We start from the raw sequence: 14,902 nt of genomic DNA on the forward strand, positions 1-14,902 counted from the left end.
CACCACATTTAGACACCCGAATTAGTGCAAATTTTTATTTTTTGCCATACTTTAGGTAACCCTTTGTCGTGAAGCTTGTTTTTGGAGTAGGCTTTTTTGCTGGATGAACTTATTTCACAAAGCTTGAGAGACTTTCAATTAGACTGTCTCAGTTTCTGTGAACACCATTATCCAACGATTCATAATCGCGGGATGAAAGAGAGCCATCTCGGCAAGGCATTGGCGCGTCGTATTATGCACTCTTACGACAAGCTAGACATTGACACCACCTGTCGATCAGTCGAAGAATCTAATACAATTAAACAATTAGTGTTTCTCGTCGATACACCAGAGCACCAAATCTATATCGTCGCGCATCGTCTCATCAGCGCAAATCTAGCCTGCCGTAGAGCAATTGTTAACGATATGAAATGGACGCTTGATCACCTTGAAGCACCCAATGACAAAGAAAGGCGTATCATTGTCATCGCAGACCACTGGATTGACCGTTCTGTTGCGAGTAAAGCAGTACCCCACTGGTGGTTGGGTCATCAACCTATTCATCAAGCCGATTTTGCCGCCCAGGGCGTTAAACTTGTCGACGCAGAGCACTCTCTTGCCGGCGATATTGAGGTAGTGTGTTCAATCACGGGTGGACGACATCGAATTTATCATCCGCTTCATCGGCAGCGAGATGGGTTGCCACTTCATAAATACCTTTTGTTAACGGCGACATATCCGTTGTAGAAGTTATTTAGGTATTCTACCCACCCGTTGTTAACGCATTCTCCATTAATTGCTTTCATCTTTTCACGCCGGAAACGCCATGACCACCGATGTAAACGCCAACGATACTCTCCTGCGCGATGCGCCAGTTATCAATCTGTTTCTTCGTTATTCGCTTCCCACGATTGCCGCCATGATGGTCACCGGCATTTATGTCGCCGTTGATGGTATGTTCATTGGTCATTTTGTGGGTGAAAGTGGACTGGCAGCAATCATGTTAGCCTACCCGATTGGTTCTATTCTCTATGCGCTGGGCAACATGATAGGGATGGGCGCTGCATCTTTGGTTTCTATTCACCTAGGAAGCGGAAATGCCAAATTAGCACAACAAGTCGTTGGCAACGCTTTTTCACTGTCGCTGCTTGTCAGTGTGGTTGTTTCTTTTCTCGGCCTTCTGTTTTCAACGGACATTGTGTATGCACTCGGTGCTCAAGGGCATGTGGCCGAGATGGCCATCACCTATCTGAAATGGTATTTCGGCATGGGAACCTTTGCGCTCGTGTCTATGGCATTTTCAATTTTGCTAAGAAATGATGGGCAGCCCAATCGCGTCACGGCGATTATGATTTTGGGCGGTGTACTCAACATCTTTTTAGATTGGGTGTTCATTGTTCTTATTCCTTGGGAATTAAAAGGCGCAGCCATTGCGACTATGCTTTCCCAGTTAGTGACGGCGTCACTTTGTCTTTTTCATTTTTTCCAACCGTCTACTCGCCTTCGCATTACGTGGCAATCCATTGTTATTAAAACAAAAACCGTCTCCGACATCTTGCAGCTAGGTATTCCTGGTTTACTCATGTACCTATATCTTTCTGTTGTTCTAACACTACACAACATGGCTTTCCTGTCGTTGGGGAGCACTATCCACGTCGCCGCTTATGCCGTCGTCAGTTACACAGAAGCTTTCTTCTACCTCGCGTTTGAAGGAATCGCATTGGGTATGCAGCCAATTACGAGTTTCAATCTTGGTGCGCGAAGAATGGACAGGGTCATTGAAAGTAGGAATATCGCGTTTGGCGCTGCGTTACTGGTGTCCGTGGCAGGATTATTACTCGTTTATGTATTCCCAGAGGCCGTGATCTATGCATTTGCTGGTGATAGCCCAGATCTCGCTGAAGTAACTAAAGAAGGGATGTATCTATACTTCTGGGGCTTGCCAACGGAAGCCTTACTGCTCGTTGGGGCTATTTATTTTCAGTCCATCAACCAAGCGACGATTGCTAACTGGTTAACCGGGGGTAAACTGGTGATAATGGCGGCAATGCTATTTGTCATGACAAAACTGGTTGGTACCACGGGCGTTTGGATTTCTCTGGCATGTACCAGCACATTGCTTTTTGTCTGGATGATGTGGAAACTTTACCAAACAAGGCTATCTGCGCCGCCTTCGACGCGCTAATTTCTCACTATTTCTCTTCTCTAAGGGGCATGGATGCTCGAAAAAGTTGTCAGTATTTTGTTTCCAGTTTTTGCCGTAGTCGTGGCAGGTTTTTTCGTGGGGAAAGGCTTTCGACCAGATATGCGTCATATCAACCGAATCAATATCGATTTAATGGTGCCCTGTTTAGTCTTTACAACACTTTCCGTCATGCCGATGGGCGGTGAACAAAATGCGCTGTTTATTGCCGCGGTTATTGCTGTACTGCTGCCCGGGATCTTGATGATACCTGTGAGCAAACTCCTTAATATATCCTATAAAACCTGGGCACCACCGCAAATGTTCCGTAACAGCGGTAACCTGGCGATCCCTTTGTTTGGTTATGCCTTTGGTGCCAGTGCAGAGGCGCCAGCAATCTTACTGTTTGTTGTCTCTATGATGCTCCACATTACTGTGGGATTGGCACTGCTTAGCAACAGTGAGTACCGATTCTATCAGATTTTCAAAATGCCCATATTAATTGCCGCCCTACTCGCGTTGATTTTTAATTTTAGTGGCATCGAGGTCTGGAAGCCGCTAAACGACGGAATGGTGCTAATTGGAAGCGCGGCCGTCCCGGTCATGTTGATTTCATTGGGAGTGCAATTAACGGCGATTCAATGGTCAGGATTGGGCGTTGGTTTACTGAGCACAGCGTTAAGCCTGGCGACAGGCGCCGCCAGTTTTGCGGTTATTTACTTTTTCGTGCCACTCCCACCTGAACATCTTCGTATGATGCTACTGTTTGCTATGCTGCCACCCGCGGTGATGAATTTCTTGTTTGCAGAACGCTTTCACGTGGGTCCAGACAAAGTGGCTTCAATGGTATTGTTTGGAAACTTCCTCACCGTTATTACGCTACCCGCGCTGCTGTATGCCGCTTTCGCGATGTTCTGAATCGCACGCGGCTTAAGCTTGCTAGTCACCTCATGAGCACGAATATCTAGCACTGATACTGATACTGATACTGATACTGATACTGATACTAGGAAATATACTAAAGTGCAGGCTTCTTCCAAACGGATTTAAAATCAAACCAGCCCACTTTGTTAGATGACACATCTTCGAGTTCACGCCCATCAACGACGCCTAGCCAAATATGAAATAAAGGGATGATTTGCGCTGATTCCACCAGCATTTTTCCGATGACTTCTGCATCGAAATGCGTTGCATCACCAGATCGCCATTCGGTCATTTTGTTAGTGATTTCGCTAAATTCAGCCGAGGGCATCGCGGTGGAAAGATGGGAGAAACTCAATAACCAAGGCAAAATGGCATCGCTCCGTTTGTTACCTAAACTCATGCCACATAGCCAAATATCGACTTTCTTTGCATGTTTAGGGGACATGATATCTTCGTATGGAACGACATCAATTTCCAACGTAATCCCATCTATTGCGAGAAGTGATTTAAGTGCTTTCGCCATCAAAGGAAATAATGGATTGTCGGATTGATGAGCAAGCCTGAGTCCCTTTTTCTCTGGCGCAGATACGTCCAAATGAGAAACATTAGTATGAATCCAACCCGGCAGTAATCCGTAAGCATTAGTCAAACGATACTCACCAATGCCACTTTCTGCCAAGTGCGGCAATAGTCGTAATGAAGAAAGACGATCACTGAGATATGCCGCCCAACGCGGATCCTTGGCAATACCATTGTTGCGATTTAATAGAAGGTAATTACACCCTTCATCCAACGCCAAGCGCTCTTTAGTTCCACTTTGTAAAATACCTTGTCGTGAATCTAACGCCGTGGGATCAAGTTTGGCTGTAGGCTGTAAGTAACACATGGCGGCACTATCTAGCACCCAAATTTCAATTTCATCTGTTAATGCGCGAAAACCAAAGTAATGATCATTGGCTTTTAACACCAACTGATGACTATTGTTTTCCACCACGCGATATGGCCCAGTGCCAACAGGAAATAACTCACCGTTCTTTGCCTCCGCCGCCTTTCTCGACTGTATGGAAGCCATAGGTACCGCAAGTGTGTCTGGCAAGCGCCTATCAGGGCGTTTTAATTGGAAATCAATGACGTTTTCAGCAGGAGCTTGAATCGAATCAATGTGAGAAAAAAACACATTACTGCTAAGTACTTGTAGCGACCAAATGACATCATCGGTATGTAGCAGATTCCCATCATGGAATCGCACCGCCGGTCTAAGATAAAAGCGCCAATGGGTATCAGATAGCGCCTCCCAATGATGAGCGAGATCCGCTTCGACTTGCTCCGTTGATTCATTAAAACGTGTTAATCCATTAAATATCTGGGTGATCAAATGCTGTTCAGAGCGTCTTAGTGGTTTGGCAGGATTCAAGCAAGGAAAAGCGCGGTAATAAGGAAGACGAATGATTTGCTTCCCTTCTTGTGTCGACACCCCTAATTGCTCTTGTATCAATTGCGCCAATTTGGACGCATCGTTGCCTAGATCCTCGAGTGCAGCATCAAGCTTTCCATCTTTCACCCACTGCCGAACACGCTTCATTTGCAAGTCGGAATCACTGCGATGGAAAATGAGTTGGCTCTGCTTGCCACGCCCTACTGCTGGCTCCCAGCTTAACCATCCATGCTCCGCCATTTTGCTCAGAACCATGCGGGCATTGCGACGAGTACAACTGAAGATTTCAGCCATATCTTGGAGGTTCGTATCACTGTCTTTGCCACCGAAATGCGCATAGACCTTAGAAAACTGTGTTTGAAGACGCTGTCCTGACATAAAAGGGGAACCTAATTTCAACCAAATTGGACGCCGTAACTTCCTATTTTACTGAATATTCTGGGAATGCCTACTGTTATACTCGCGCAAAAAACGACCAAACCCCAAGTTTGTTTCCTCATTTTCCCTATTGAGGATTGTTATTTAGCGCTATAAAGCTATTATCGAGGCTCAACTGCAAGAGGCCAATCTGGCACAGGAGCAAACATGAGCGACGCTGCTATTCTTTCCCATTTTCACAAAAAACAATTTTGGATGGCGAGCCACGTCAAAAACGCTCAGTTCCCCACACCAGAAAGCATTCAGGGCTTAAGTCTCTACAAAGCGTCAGAGAAAACTCCCACCATTATTGAACAACGCACCAATATGGGTAACAGCAATGATTACACTTTCTACACAGTAGATTGCCACCCTCTGATGGTGAGATATGCGCGAACATTAGCCCAGAAATGGCCGGAATCAGAAAGCGGATCATTGCTTGAGTTTTTATCCCAGTTGTCACTCACCGATATTCCAACACCTGATGGTATTAATGTCTCACTGCATGTCGCAATGCAATCGGGAAAACCTGTTGCAACAGGGATGATTTTTAGCAGCCTAGAAGAAGGCGAATCGGTGGTCGGTTTGTACGACATATTTGGTATGAACGATGAGGTCGCTGCGGCTATGCGTGCTTACTTGGAAAATCAGACAGACAGCGAAATATTAGTCTGCGAATAGGTACGGGTTATACCCAAGCAACCTGAAAACCTAAGGGGCAACCCCAAATAAAAAAGCAGAACCTGACGGCTCTGCTTTTTTATTTCAATTCGGTATATCTCTTACTGTGTTCGTGAGTGGCATCTCGGAGACACTAGCAGCTGTAAATTCATGCTTATGTCATTGAAATATCACTGCTGCTTTGCAAGCAGATAAAAAGATGCTGATAAAATAGGCTCAAAAAGTGTGTTTAACAGCAGGCTTTCTATTTATGCACGTGAAGCGCGTTCTTTCTTTACGATCAAGAATGCAGCAAAGACGAATGCGACGACAAGAATGGTTTCCACAAGATGCTCCTTAAGGGGTTAGCGCAAAATAATGTTATTTATATAAGGTCAACAACCATTGGCTGTTTTTTCGGCTGCGAGTATAACCAAAAATCGTTACCAAATCTTGCCAAATGTTAAATAAATTCCACTGATATTCGTCTCAAATATGATTTCGTGAGACACCTCAAAAGTGCAACCAGACACACATCGAGAATAATTACCAAAAGTGCATGATTTACAAAAGATAAAACCCCGAAGAACACCTATTCAGGCAATAACTCCGAGGTTCTACAAAAATGTTTTTTTACATTATTGTATTGCAGCGCCAGCCTTCGCCCATTGCCCTAACACATCACGTTCTTCTTGTGTCATTTGAGTCAAATTCCCTAGCGGCATAATCGTTGTATCAACAGACTGAGCCACTATTCTCATTGCCTCACGTTGTATCTGTTCAGGTGTATCGAGCATAACGCCTGCGGGAGCGACAGCAAACGCCGGATGAGAGGGTGATTGAGAATGACAAGCCGTACAGCGTGCTTTGATAATGGTATCCACCTGCACGAACACCTGCATCGTGGGTGACAACGTCGCTGGATCTGCAGGCATGCTCTCGGTATGTGCATGCAAATCTGCCGATGGTGTCGAATTCGATGGTGCAGACACATAAGCTAAACAGATCATACCTAGCGCCGCAGCCGGTAATGTCCATGCATATTTTTGGCTACCATGGCGGGTGTTAAAATAATGCCGAACCAAAACACTGAGTAACGAAACGCCGGCTAACACTGCCCAGTTAAATTCGTGACCATAGGTGCTTGGGAAATGATTGCTGATCATGATAAACAGCACAGGAAGGGTAAGATAATTGTTGTGACGTGAACGCAATAACGCCTTAGCAGGCAGACTTGCATCCGGTTCTCTGTTTTCTTCGATCGCCTTCACCAGCGCACGTTGCCCCGGCATGATCACCCTAAATACATTGCCCACCATGATAGTACCAATAATTGCACCAACATGAATGTAAGCGCCACGACCACTGAACACCAAACTTAACGCCCACGCCGCAAACACTAAGCCAGCAAAAAGTGCCATGCCTAATAGCATCGGCTTTTTGCCTAATGGCGAATCACACAAAAGGTCATAGATAAACCACCCAGCCACCAGTGACGCAATGCCAATCATTACTGTCGTGCTGGCGCCAAACTCCGATCCGGGTTTCACCAAGTAGATATCAGCATTTGCATAAAACACGATGAAGAGCAGCGTCATGCCAGTGATCCACGTGAAATACGCTTCCCATTTAAACCAGTGTAAGGTTTCTGGCATCTTTTCTGGGGCGAGTTTGTATTTCTCGAGGTGATAAATGCCCCCGCCATGAATCGCCCACAGATCTCCCGACAATCCATCACGTGGGTTTTGTCTATTCAGGTTGTTCTCAAGCCACACAAAATAAAACGACGCGCCAATCCATGCAACGCCAGTGATCATATGCATCCAGCGCACCGCCAGATTCAGCCATTCCGTGATATAAGGATCCATTATTTCCTCCTTTCTGAACAACGTCGCTCGCCTCAGTGAACGCCACATTTTCTGCCTTGTGAACAAATCACGTTAAGAGTATGTGTTCGCCGACGTCATCCTATTTCTTTCTCTGATATTGGTGCTCACCTTAAACAAAGCAGGTTTTCATTGCTCTGGTCAGTTCATATTACAAATCAGGTGCCAATATCACATGTGTTTGTCCTGAAAAGAAAAACTCGTCACAGTTACACCCCTCACCTTCACGGTCGACCACCAAGAATTGATCTTTTGGTGTTAGCGCCAATACGGGGTGATGCCATACGCCAGAGTGATAATTCACCCCTTGCGTACCTTTTGCATAGAACGCTTTAATTTTAAGAGGATCCGGCTTTTCTTCTACCGGTGCGACAACGACGAGATAATCGTTTCCGAGCAACGGCATAAAGGCTTGCGAACCTTTAGGATGGCGTTCGAGCATCTTGATTGAGAGTGGAAAGGAAAGAGGTGTTGCTTCGAAAATATTGATGATCACACCACTCCCTTCATCAACTTGCGTAGTGGCGAGTTTATGGAAGCGGCGTGTTGAACCATTGTTGATCATGAAGAATTCGCGATCCTCTGCTTCAATAACATCACCAAAAGGTGCAAACGCTTCTCTAGTTAGCGGTTCAGGTATTAACTTGATGGCATTTTCAGCAGCAGTCTCTTTATTCATTCCCTTCTTATCCCTTCTCAATCCCTATGACAATCTGCAACAAGTATTCTTATCAACCCGATTTACGACCAATTAAGCGCACACGACTAATACCGCCGTCTGGGAAAATATTCACTCTGACATGAGAAACAGCACCAAGTGCATTGAGCTGATCAATGAATTCGTGAATGTTGTCGGCCGATAACTTCTGGCTTGGCAGCAATTCGCGCCAGAACAAGCTTTGGGTGGCGATTTGTTCATCGGTTCCTCCATTCACGACCGCCGCTTGAATGGAAATACTGTCTGGGTAATTACCTTTGAAGTGAGCTGTATCGATCTCGATGCGATCAATGATACCAGCATGACCAAGGGACAAGATGACCCAATCATTTCCAGGCACACGGCGACGGGCGGTTTCCCAGCCATCACCCATGTTCACACCACGTCCCGGCATGATGAGGTTGCTCATATGACCAAAGTGTTGATCGTTACACGCTAGCGCCCTTCCGCCATTCTCAACAGCAACTAAATCCAACTCAGTTTCGGGATGCACTCGCTCCCAATCGATCTCGGGATACCCGTATACACGTAAGCGTGCGACACCACCATCGGGATAAATGTGGAAACGAACATGTGTGAATACATTTGAAGAAGAAATTTCAGCAAAATGATGGCTATCGCCATTGAGGCTCAATGACGGCAAAACTTCAGTCCACTGCTGATCGCGTTCAGGATCACCATCAGGACAGTAACAAGCCTCTAACGAAGCAGAGGGCGGATAGTTACCAGTAAAATGAGAAGTATCAATATCGACCCCAAGGATCTTACCTGTTAAGCCGAGTCTAACAACACAGTAGTCATGACCTTCTTCGCGCTTGCGTCGCGATTCCCAGCCATCCATCCACTTCCCATTGTCGTCATAGACATCTTCTTTCCATTGCGCAGGGCCATCATCCAAAAGACGTTGCTTATCGGCAAAAAAGTCGTCTGTGGCAAAGATTGCCTGTGCGCCTAGTCGGTGACTAGCGAGATTGACGAGCTTGGTGAAATCAGGACGATTATCCATTTCATTGCTTCCTTTATCGTATATATCCAAAGCGTTGCATCAAACAAACGTCCTTGAATACAAAAGGTCGCGTCTTTTTCCCTTTCACTGTGGCGAGAAACCAAGAACAGGTTTCCGGCGAGCTTCAATTTGCGAGACGCTGTAAACGCCGTTAATTCTAGTGAAAGAAAACGGCGACCAGAGAGCTACAAATCACGTAGCCTGAACAAGGCGATTTTGTTAATTTCAGCAATCGCCGTGTCGAATTCCGTCGTGAGGTCGTTATCTAAACGACGCTCAAATGCTTCCAAGATTGCGTATCGATTAGCACCCTTTACCGCCATGATGAAAGGGAACGCAAACTTCTCTTTGTAACGTTGGTTAAAATCTGTAAACCGTGCAAACTCTTCGGCGGAGCATTGGCTAATACCCGCACTTGCCTGCTCATTAGTAGATTCAGCAGTCAGTTCTCCTGCTTGTGCGGCGCGTCCTGCCAAATCTGGGTGAGCCAAAATCACCTGCATTTTTGATGCATCATCTGCGTTGTTTAGCACTCCTGCCATTCTTGTATGAAGGGTATCTACTTCATCAAATGTGCTATCTAGCCCGTCACCGTAAGCCTGTTCAGCAACCCAAGAGCTGTGTTCGAAAACACCACCGAACGTATCAACAAATTGTTCTTGGGTTTGCTCGCTTGGGCGACACGTAGAAAATAATGCCATTGCGCTACCTACTCCTTGGTCATCGATGGGTGTGGATGATGTTTGTGCCAATGCTCTGCAATATCAACACGACGCGTAATCCATACACTATCGTGTTGCTTCACGTACTCAACAAAACGCTTCAATGCCGCCAATCTTCCTGGTCGACCAATCAAACGGCAATGTAACCCGATAGACATCATTTTTGGGGCGTCTTGTCCTTCTTCATACAACACATCAAAACTGTCTTTCAGGTATTGGAAAAACTGTTCGCCCGAATTAAAACCTTGAACGGTTGAAAAACGCATATCGTTCGCGTCCAGTGAATACGGGATAACAAGTTGCGGCTTGCCAGGCGGTGTGCCGTCTTCATGCCAATACGGAAGATCATCGTCATAAGCGTCAGAGTCATAAAGAAAACCACCCTCTTCTGCCACCAGTCGACGTGTATTTGGACTGGTTCTTCCTGTGTACCAACCTACCGGCCGTTCGCCAACAATGTTCTCAATCGCGTCAATGGCTTTAGTCATGTCTGCGCGTTCATCTTCTTCGCGTACATATTGATAATCAATCCAGCGATAACCGTGGCTGCATATTTCGTGGCCTTCATCAGCCATCGTTCTAATCACATCAGGATGTCGCTCTGCGGCCATACCAACTGCAAAAACGGTCAATGGAATTTCATGCTGTCTAAACAACCGCAGTACACGCCACACGCCCGCCCTCGAACCATATTCATACATCGATTCCATACTGATGTGGCGAACGCCCGCTAGAGGTTGAGCTGAGGGTATTTCAGATAGAAAGGCTTCCGACTCTCTGTCGCCATGCAAAACACAGCGCTCACCGCCTTCTTCGTAGTTGAGTACAAATGACACTGCAATCCGAGCCTCTCCCGGCCATCGAGGGTGAGGTGGGTAAGCGCCATAACCTTTTAGATCCCGAGGGTAGTCACTACTCATCGCCTTTCCTATCAACATACCAACTTCAAGCCAATATCAACTATCAATCAACAACCTATACCCCTCACTCACTGCTGTTTGCAGTTAGAAAGAGCATCGAAAAATGATGCTGATCGAACGAAAGACCTTAGCGCGAAGTCAATTAGAAATTATTTTGTATAACCTATACGTGATGCCTTACTTGGCATAAGCACATTTTTAGTATTACATTTTGTATACAATTTACAAGAACAAGTTAACAAAATGTTGCCGCCATCATGTTTCTGCAAATTGAGAACAGTGCGATTTATCGTCAATTTTTCTCGCCAAACCCATGCTATAAGCGCTTTCTTCTGTATTTCTCACAATTAACACTGCGTAATTTTTGACCTTTACAAGACTTAACTATTGTGTACATTTCAATTTATAGATGTGCACATTTTAGTAAAAGAGTTGTTAGAGATGTCGTTAACGCTTCCAATCAATTGGCAGATCAATTGGCAAAAAAGTTGGAGACATCTCATTCAAACCAAATCAACACATAAAGGAATTATGGTTCATAAAGGGACAAAACCAATATGGGAAAGCTGACAACACACGTACTCGACACGAGCAACGGAAAACCAGGATCAGAAATTGAGGTCACACTCTATAGAGTATCGGGTCACGGCCTCGAACATGTCATCACCACCATCACGAATCAAGATGGTAGAACCAATGAGCCTCTGCTTGAGGGCGATGAGTTGTTGAAAGGCAAGTATCAACTTCAATTCAATACAGCCAATTACTTTCACAGCATGGGGGTCACCCTTAGTGAAATCCCTTTTCTTGATGACATCGTTATTCGATTCGGTATTAACGACCCAAGTGCCCACTTTCATGTTCCTTTATTGGTCTCTCCCTACAGTTTTTCGACTTACCGAGGAAGCTGACACTCCACCAACAAAGGAAAACAACGCAATAAAAGCGTCAGTTGCGACTGCCGCAAGAACGTAAATACGAATAGGACTTCAGCGACATAGAAACCTCGCCGTAATGCCTAGTGCAATTGGATGGAAACAACAGGATGGAAACGATGGACAAGAATAGCACTGTTGAACAAACATCAGTAAAGAGTGGCTTTCTGGAGCGGTTCTTCAAACTCAGCCAACACGGCACATCAGTAAAGAACGAGTTTATTGGCGGGATCACCACCTTTGCCACCATGGCATATATCATTTTCGTGAACCCAAACATCATGTCCGCGTCAGGTATGGATCCCGGCGCGCTCTTTGTCGCTACCTGCATAGGCGCAGCCATCGGTACTTTGATGATGGGACTATTTGCGAACTGGCCTGTTGGTCTTGCGCCAGGGATGGGGTTGAACGCATTTTTTGCTTTCACTGTCGTTGGCGAAATGGGCTATAGCTGGCAAGTCGCACTCGGTGCCGTGTTTATTTCCGGTGTGATCTTTGTGGGTCTCAGCGTGTCACGTGTCCGTGAATGGGTCATCGAAAGTATTCCCACCAGTTTGCGTTATGGCATGACTGCGGGGGTCGGACTATTTCTTGGCATCATTGGGCTGAAAAGTGCCGGCATCGTTGTGGGTAGTAATGCCACACTGGTGACATTGGGTGATTTCACGCAGCCCCCTGCCATTCTTGCCGCAGTCTGCTTCTTCATTATTTCCGTGTTGTCTGTAAAGAAAGTCTTTGGCTCCGTGCTCATTGGCATATTCAGCGTGACGCTCATTGGCCTTGCTCTCGGTCTTTTCGAATACAATGGTATCTTTTCCGCACCGCCGAGTATTGCCCCCACCTTTATGGCCATGGACATCGCTGGCGCGTTCAATGTCGGCATGATCAGTATCATTCTCGCTTTCCTTTTCGTGAACATGTTCGATACCGCGGGCACATTAATGGGCGTGGCTGAACGCGCAAACTTAGTCAACAAAGAAACCGGAAAAATAGATGGGCTACCAAAAGCGCTAAAGGCAGATAGTCTGTCGAGTGTCATCGGCGCTTGCTTTGGTTGCCCACCTGTCACCAGTTATGTTGAAAGTGCATCGGGTGTGTCTGCTGGCGCACGAACGGGGTTGTCTGCGGTTGTGGTGAGCTTGCTGTTTCTGGCCGCTATTTTCCTCGCGCCATTGGCGGGGATGATCCCTGCATACGCCACGGCTGGCGCACTGATTTATGTCGCATTTCTCATGATGAGCAGCATCAAGAACGTCAACTGGGATGACTTTACTGATTCCGTCCCTGCTGCCGTCACCGCGCTCATGATGCCACTGACTTTTTCAATCTCAAATGGCATCGCATTAGGTTTCATCACTTACACCGTACTCAAAGCAGGCACCGGAAAATTCTCAGATATTTCCATCGCCATGTATGCATTGAGCATTCTCTTTGTGTTCAAACTCATCATTCTTGGATAACAAAATATAGGGACCCGCAGAGGTCCCTTCTTTCTATTTTAGGATTGGACAACCTTTCAATCAGTATCAAGGGTAAACGGAATTTCACTATCATCGCTGTCGAAGGGAACGAGACAGTAAGAGGAAAATACTATGAAATTGCTTTACGAGTTAAACGACAGGCCACCAGCAGGCTCAACATTCTTGCTGGCACTACAACATATGCTTGCTTCCATTGGGGGCATTATTGCTGTCCCTCTCATCGTCGGCAGCGCCATCGGATTGCCTGCCGGTGATGTCGTTACACTGATTAACGCAGCACTATTCGTTTCTGGTGCCTTTACTATTGTTCAATGCCTTGGAGTAGGCCCAGTGGGTATTCGTTTGCCCGTAGTTATGGGGTCAAGTTTCGCCTTTTTGGGGATAGCTATCGGGATAGGCAAAGCGGATGGGGTCTCCGGTATAATGGGCGCAGCCCTCGTGGGTGCCTGCCTAGTCATTGTTTCAGCTTTCTTCATGGAGCAGATCCGAAAACTCTTCCCTCCTGTTGTCAGTGGCGTTGTGGTTACCTTGATTGGCTTGACGATATTACCCGTCGCCATGAACTGGATCGGTGATGCCCCCTCAGGCAGCGATCAATTCGCCACACTACCGAAGCTATTTCTTGCTGCAATTTCGCTATTGGTAGTCCTTTTAGTTTCGACCTATGCCAAAGGCGGAGTGGCAGCATCAGCCATCGTGATTGGTTTGGCGGGTGGTTACCTTGTCGCACTCAGTATGGGTATGGTCAACCTCGATCAGCTCCACAATTCAAGCTGGTTTGCCGCTCCAGAGCCCTTTAAGTTTGGTCTCAGTTTCTCTTGGCCCGCCATCATAGGCATGTGCCTTGCGTACATCGTCGTGATTGCAGAAGCGACGGGAGATTTCCTTGCCCTTGCCAGTAACTGTCATCGCACCATTTCCGGTAAAGATCTAAAGCGTGGACTGTTAGGTGATGGTATCGGCAGTGCCGTCGGCTCTTTATTTGGCGCCATGCCATTGGCATCGTTCAGCCAGAACGTCGGCATCGTGGGCATTACTGGGGTAGCAAGTCGGTTTGTGGTTGGCACCACTGGCGCATTGCTCATCCTTGCTGGCTTATTCCCTAAATTCGGCGCGTTGGCTGTGTCTGTGCCGAAACCTGTATTGGGTGGCGTTGGTTTTGTTATGTTCGGGATGATCGCTTATGCGGGTATCCGCATGCTAGTGAAAGCAGCCGATACGCGTCGCAACGCCTTGGTGATTTGTGTCTCACTCGCTGCAGGTTTAGCCGTCACCATCAAACCTTCGTTGCTTCAGCACCTTCACCACGATATCGCGCAACTTCTTCATTCAGGTATCACCACAGGGACGATTGTCGCTGTAATGCTGAATCTCGTTCTTCCTAAATCAAGAGAAGATGTGACCGCTGAGCGTGAAGCCGAAGAGGAAGAAATGAACAGCGAACACACTCAGCCATTGAACGAAGACACTGCCGAGCCAGTAATGGTTAGCGCTACCGCGCCAAAAGACGCGCCGCTCGATGAGGATTCCAAACCGACACAATAACCCTCACCTAGCACGTTATCGCCCCGTTCATTCGGGGCGATTTTCGTCAAAGACTCTGTTTTCAATCACACTGACTTCACCGACAAAGGATA

13 protein-coding genes are annotated in these 14,902 nt (G+C 46.5%); 7 read left to right on the top strand and 6 right to left on the bottom strand.

From position 1 onward, the window contains the following. Positions 1-96 precede the first annotated feature (96 nt). From LRP50_RS04040 to LRP50_RS04050, 3 genes are all read left to right on the top strand, one after another. A complete protein-coding gene (locus tag LRP50_RS04040; RefSeq protein WP_274163205.1) occupies positions 97-726 on the top strand; it encodes a hypothetical protein in 630 nt (209 codons plus the stop codon). 79 nt (positions 727-805) lie between these two features. Then, on the top strand, positions 806-2,164 hold the full coding sequence (locus tag LRP50_RS04045) for an MATE family efflux transporter (protein WP_274163206.1): 1,359 nt from the start codon (positions 806-808) through the stop codon (positions 2,162-2,164). A gap of 33 nt (positions 2,165-2,197) precedes the next feature. Further along, the gene (locus LRP50_RS04050) at positions 2,198-3,079 is read left to right on the top strand and encodes an AEC family transporter (RefSeq protein ID WP_274163207.1); all 882 of its coding nucleotides are present in this window, start codon (positions 2,198-2,200) and stop codon (positions 3,077-3,079) included. Positions 3,080-3,179: 100 nt separating this feature from the next. On the opposite strand, the gene LRP50_RS04055 is transcribed toward LRP50_RS04050, so the two are convergent. After that, positions 3,180-4,898, bottom strand: a complete 1,719-nt coding sequence (locus LRP50_RS04055) for an SgrR family transcriptional regulator (protein WP_274163208.1) — start codon at positions 4,896-4,898, stop codon at positions 3,180-3,182. Positions 4,899-5,105: 207 nt separating this feature from the next. Here LRP50_RS04055 and LRP50_RS04060 point away from each other — a divergent pair, with 207 nt between their 5' ends. Next, complete coding sequence (locus LRP50_RS04060) at positions 5,106-5,618, top strand: hypothetical protein (protein WP_274163209.1); 513 nt, start codon at positions 5,106-5,108, stop codon at positions 5,616-5,618. 617 nt (positions 5,619-6,235) lie between these two features. Here the strand turns inward: LRP50_RS04060 and LRP50_RS04065 are convergent. The 5 genes from LRP50_RS04065 to puuE form a co-directional block, all read right to left on the bottom strand. Continuing rightward, positions 6,236-7,465 carry a urate hydroxylase PuuD gene (locus tag LRP50_RS04065; protein WP_274163210.1) on the bottom strand — a complete coding sequence of 410 codons (1,230 nt, stop codon included), beginning with the start codon at positions 7,463-7,465 and terminating at the stop codon, positions 6,236-6,238. Positions 7,466-7,634: 169 nt separating this feature from the next. After that, a complete protein-coding gene (locus LRP50_RS04070; protein WP_274163211.1) occupies positions 7,635-8,162 on the bottom strand; it encodes an ureidoglycolate lyase in 528 nt (175 codons plus the stop codon). 52 nt (positions 8,163-8,214) lie between these two features. After that, positions 8,215-9,207: an allantoicase gene (gene alc / locus LRP50_RS04075; protein ID WP_274163212.1), complete on the bottom strand. Its 993-nt coding sequence runs from the start codon at positions 9,205-9,207 to the stop codon at positions 8,215-8,217. A 185-nt stretch (positions 9,208-9,392) separates the two neighbouring features. After that, positions 9,393-9,908 carry a 2-oxo-4-hydroxy-4-carboxy-5-ureidoimidazoline decarboxylase gene (gene uraD, locus LRP50_RS04080; RefSeq protein ID WP_274163213.1) on the bottom strand — a complete coding sequence of 172 codons (516 nt, stop codon included), beginning with the start codon at positions 9,906-9,908 and terminating at the stop codon, positions 9,393-9,395. Positions 9,909-9,916: 8 nt separating this feature from the next. Beyond that, positions 9,917-10,849 carry an allantoinase PuuE gene (gene puuE / locus LRP50_RS04085; protein ID WP_274163214.1) on the bottom strand — a complete coding sequence of 311 codons (933 nt, stop codon included), beginning with the start codon at positions 10,847-10,849 and terminating at the stop codon, positions 9,917-9,919. A gap of 557 nt (positions 10,850-11,406) precedes the next feature. On the opposite strand from puuE, the gene uraH reads away from it, so the two are divergent. The 3 genes from uraH (at position 11,407) to LRP50_RS04100 (ending at position 14,810) form a co-directional block, all read left to right on the top strand. After that, positions 11,407-11,760, top strand: coding sequence for a hydroxyisourate hydrolase (uraH, locus tag LRP50_RS04090; RefSeq protein WP_274163215.1), 354 nt, complete (start codon positions 11,407-11,409; stop codon positions 11,758-11,760). A gap of 143 nt (positions 11,761-11,903) precedes the next feature. Continuing rightward, positions 11,904-13,244, top strand: coding sequence for an NCS2 family permease (locus tag LRP50_RS04095; protein ID WP_274163216.1), 1,341 nt, complete (start codon positions 11,904-11,906; stop codon positions 13,242-13,244). A gap of 132 nt (positions 13,245-13,376) precedes the next feature. Next, on the top strand, positions 13,377-14,810 hold the full coding sequence (locus LRP50_RS04100; protein ID WP_274163217.1) for a nucleobase:cation symporter-2 family protein: 1,434 nt from the start codon (positions 13,377-13,379) through the stop codon (positions 14,808-14,810). The last annotated feature ends 92 nt before the right edge of the window (positions 14,811-14,902 follow it).

It is taken from the genome of Enterovibrio gelatinilyticus, from assembly GCF_028683095.1.
Taxonomy (GTDB): Bacteria; Pseudomonadota; Gammaproteobacteria; order Enterobacterales; family Vibrionaceae; genus Enterovibrio; species Enterovibrio gelatinilyticus.

Bases quoted from the DNA above. Each gene is read 5' to 3' on its own strand.
- LRP50_RS04045 (WP_274163206.1), top strand. From the start codon at position 806: ATGACCACCGATGTAAACGCCAACGATACTCTCCTGCGCGATGCGCCA.
- LRP50_RS04050 (WP_274163207.1), top strand. From the start codon at position 2,198: ATGCTCGAAAAAGTTGTCAGTATTTTGTTTCCAGTTTTTGCCGTAGTC.
- LRP50_RS04055 (WP_274163208.1), bottom strand. From the start codon at position 4,898: ATGTCAGGACAGCGTCTTCAAACACAGTTTTCTAAGGTCTATGCGCAT.
- LRP50_RS04060 (WP_274163209.1), top strand. From the start codon at position 5,106: ATGAGCGACGCTGCTATTCTTTCCCATTTTCACAAAAAACAATTTTGG.
- LRP50_RS04065 (WP_274163210.1), bottom strand. From the start codon at position 7,465: ATGGATCCTTATATCACGGAATGGCTGAATCTGGCGGTGCGCTGGATG.
- LRP50_RS04070 (WP_274163211.1), bottom strand. From the start codon at position 8,162: ATGAATAAAGAGACTGCTGCTGAAAATGCCATCAAGTTAATACCTGAA.
- alc (WP_274163212.1), bottom strand. From the start codon at position 9,207: ATGGATAATCGTCCTGATTTCACCAAGCTCGTCAATCTCGCTAGTCAC.
- uraD (WP_274163213.1), bottom strand. From the start codon at position 9,908: ATGGCATTATTTTCTACGTGTCGCCCAAGCGAGCAAACCCAAGAACAA.
- puuE (WP_274163214.1), bottom strand. From the start codon at position 10,849: ATGAGTAGTGACTACCCTCGGGATCTAAAAGGTTATGGCGCTTACCCA.
- uraH (WP_274163215.1), top strand. From the start codon at position 11,407: ATGGGAAAGCTGACAACACACGTACTCGACACGAGCAACGGAAAACCA.
- LRP50_RS04095 (WP_274163216.1), top strand. From the start codon at position 11,904: ATGGACAAGAATAGCACTGTTGAACAAACATCAGTAAAGAGTGGCTTT.
- LRP50_RS04100 (WP_274163217.1), top strand. From the start codon at position 13,377: ATGAAATTGCTTTACGAGTTAAACGACAGGCCACCAGCAGGCTCAACA.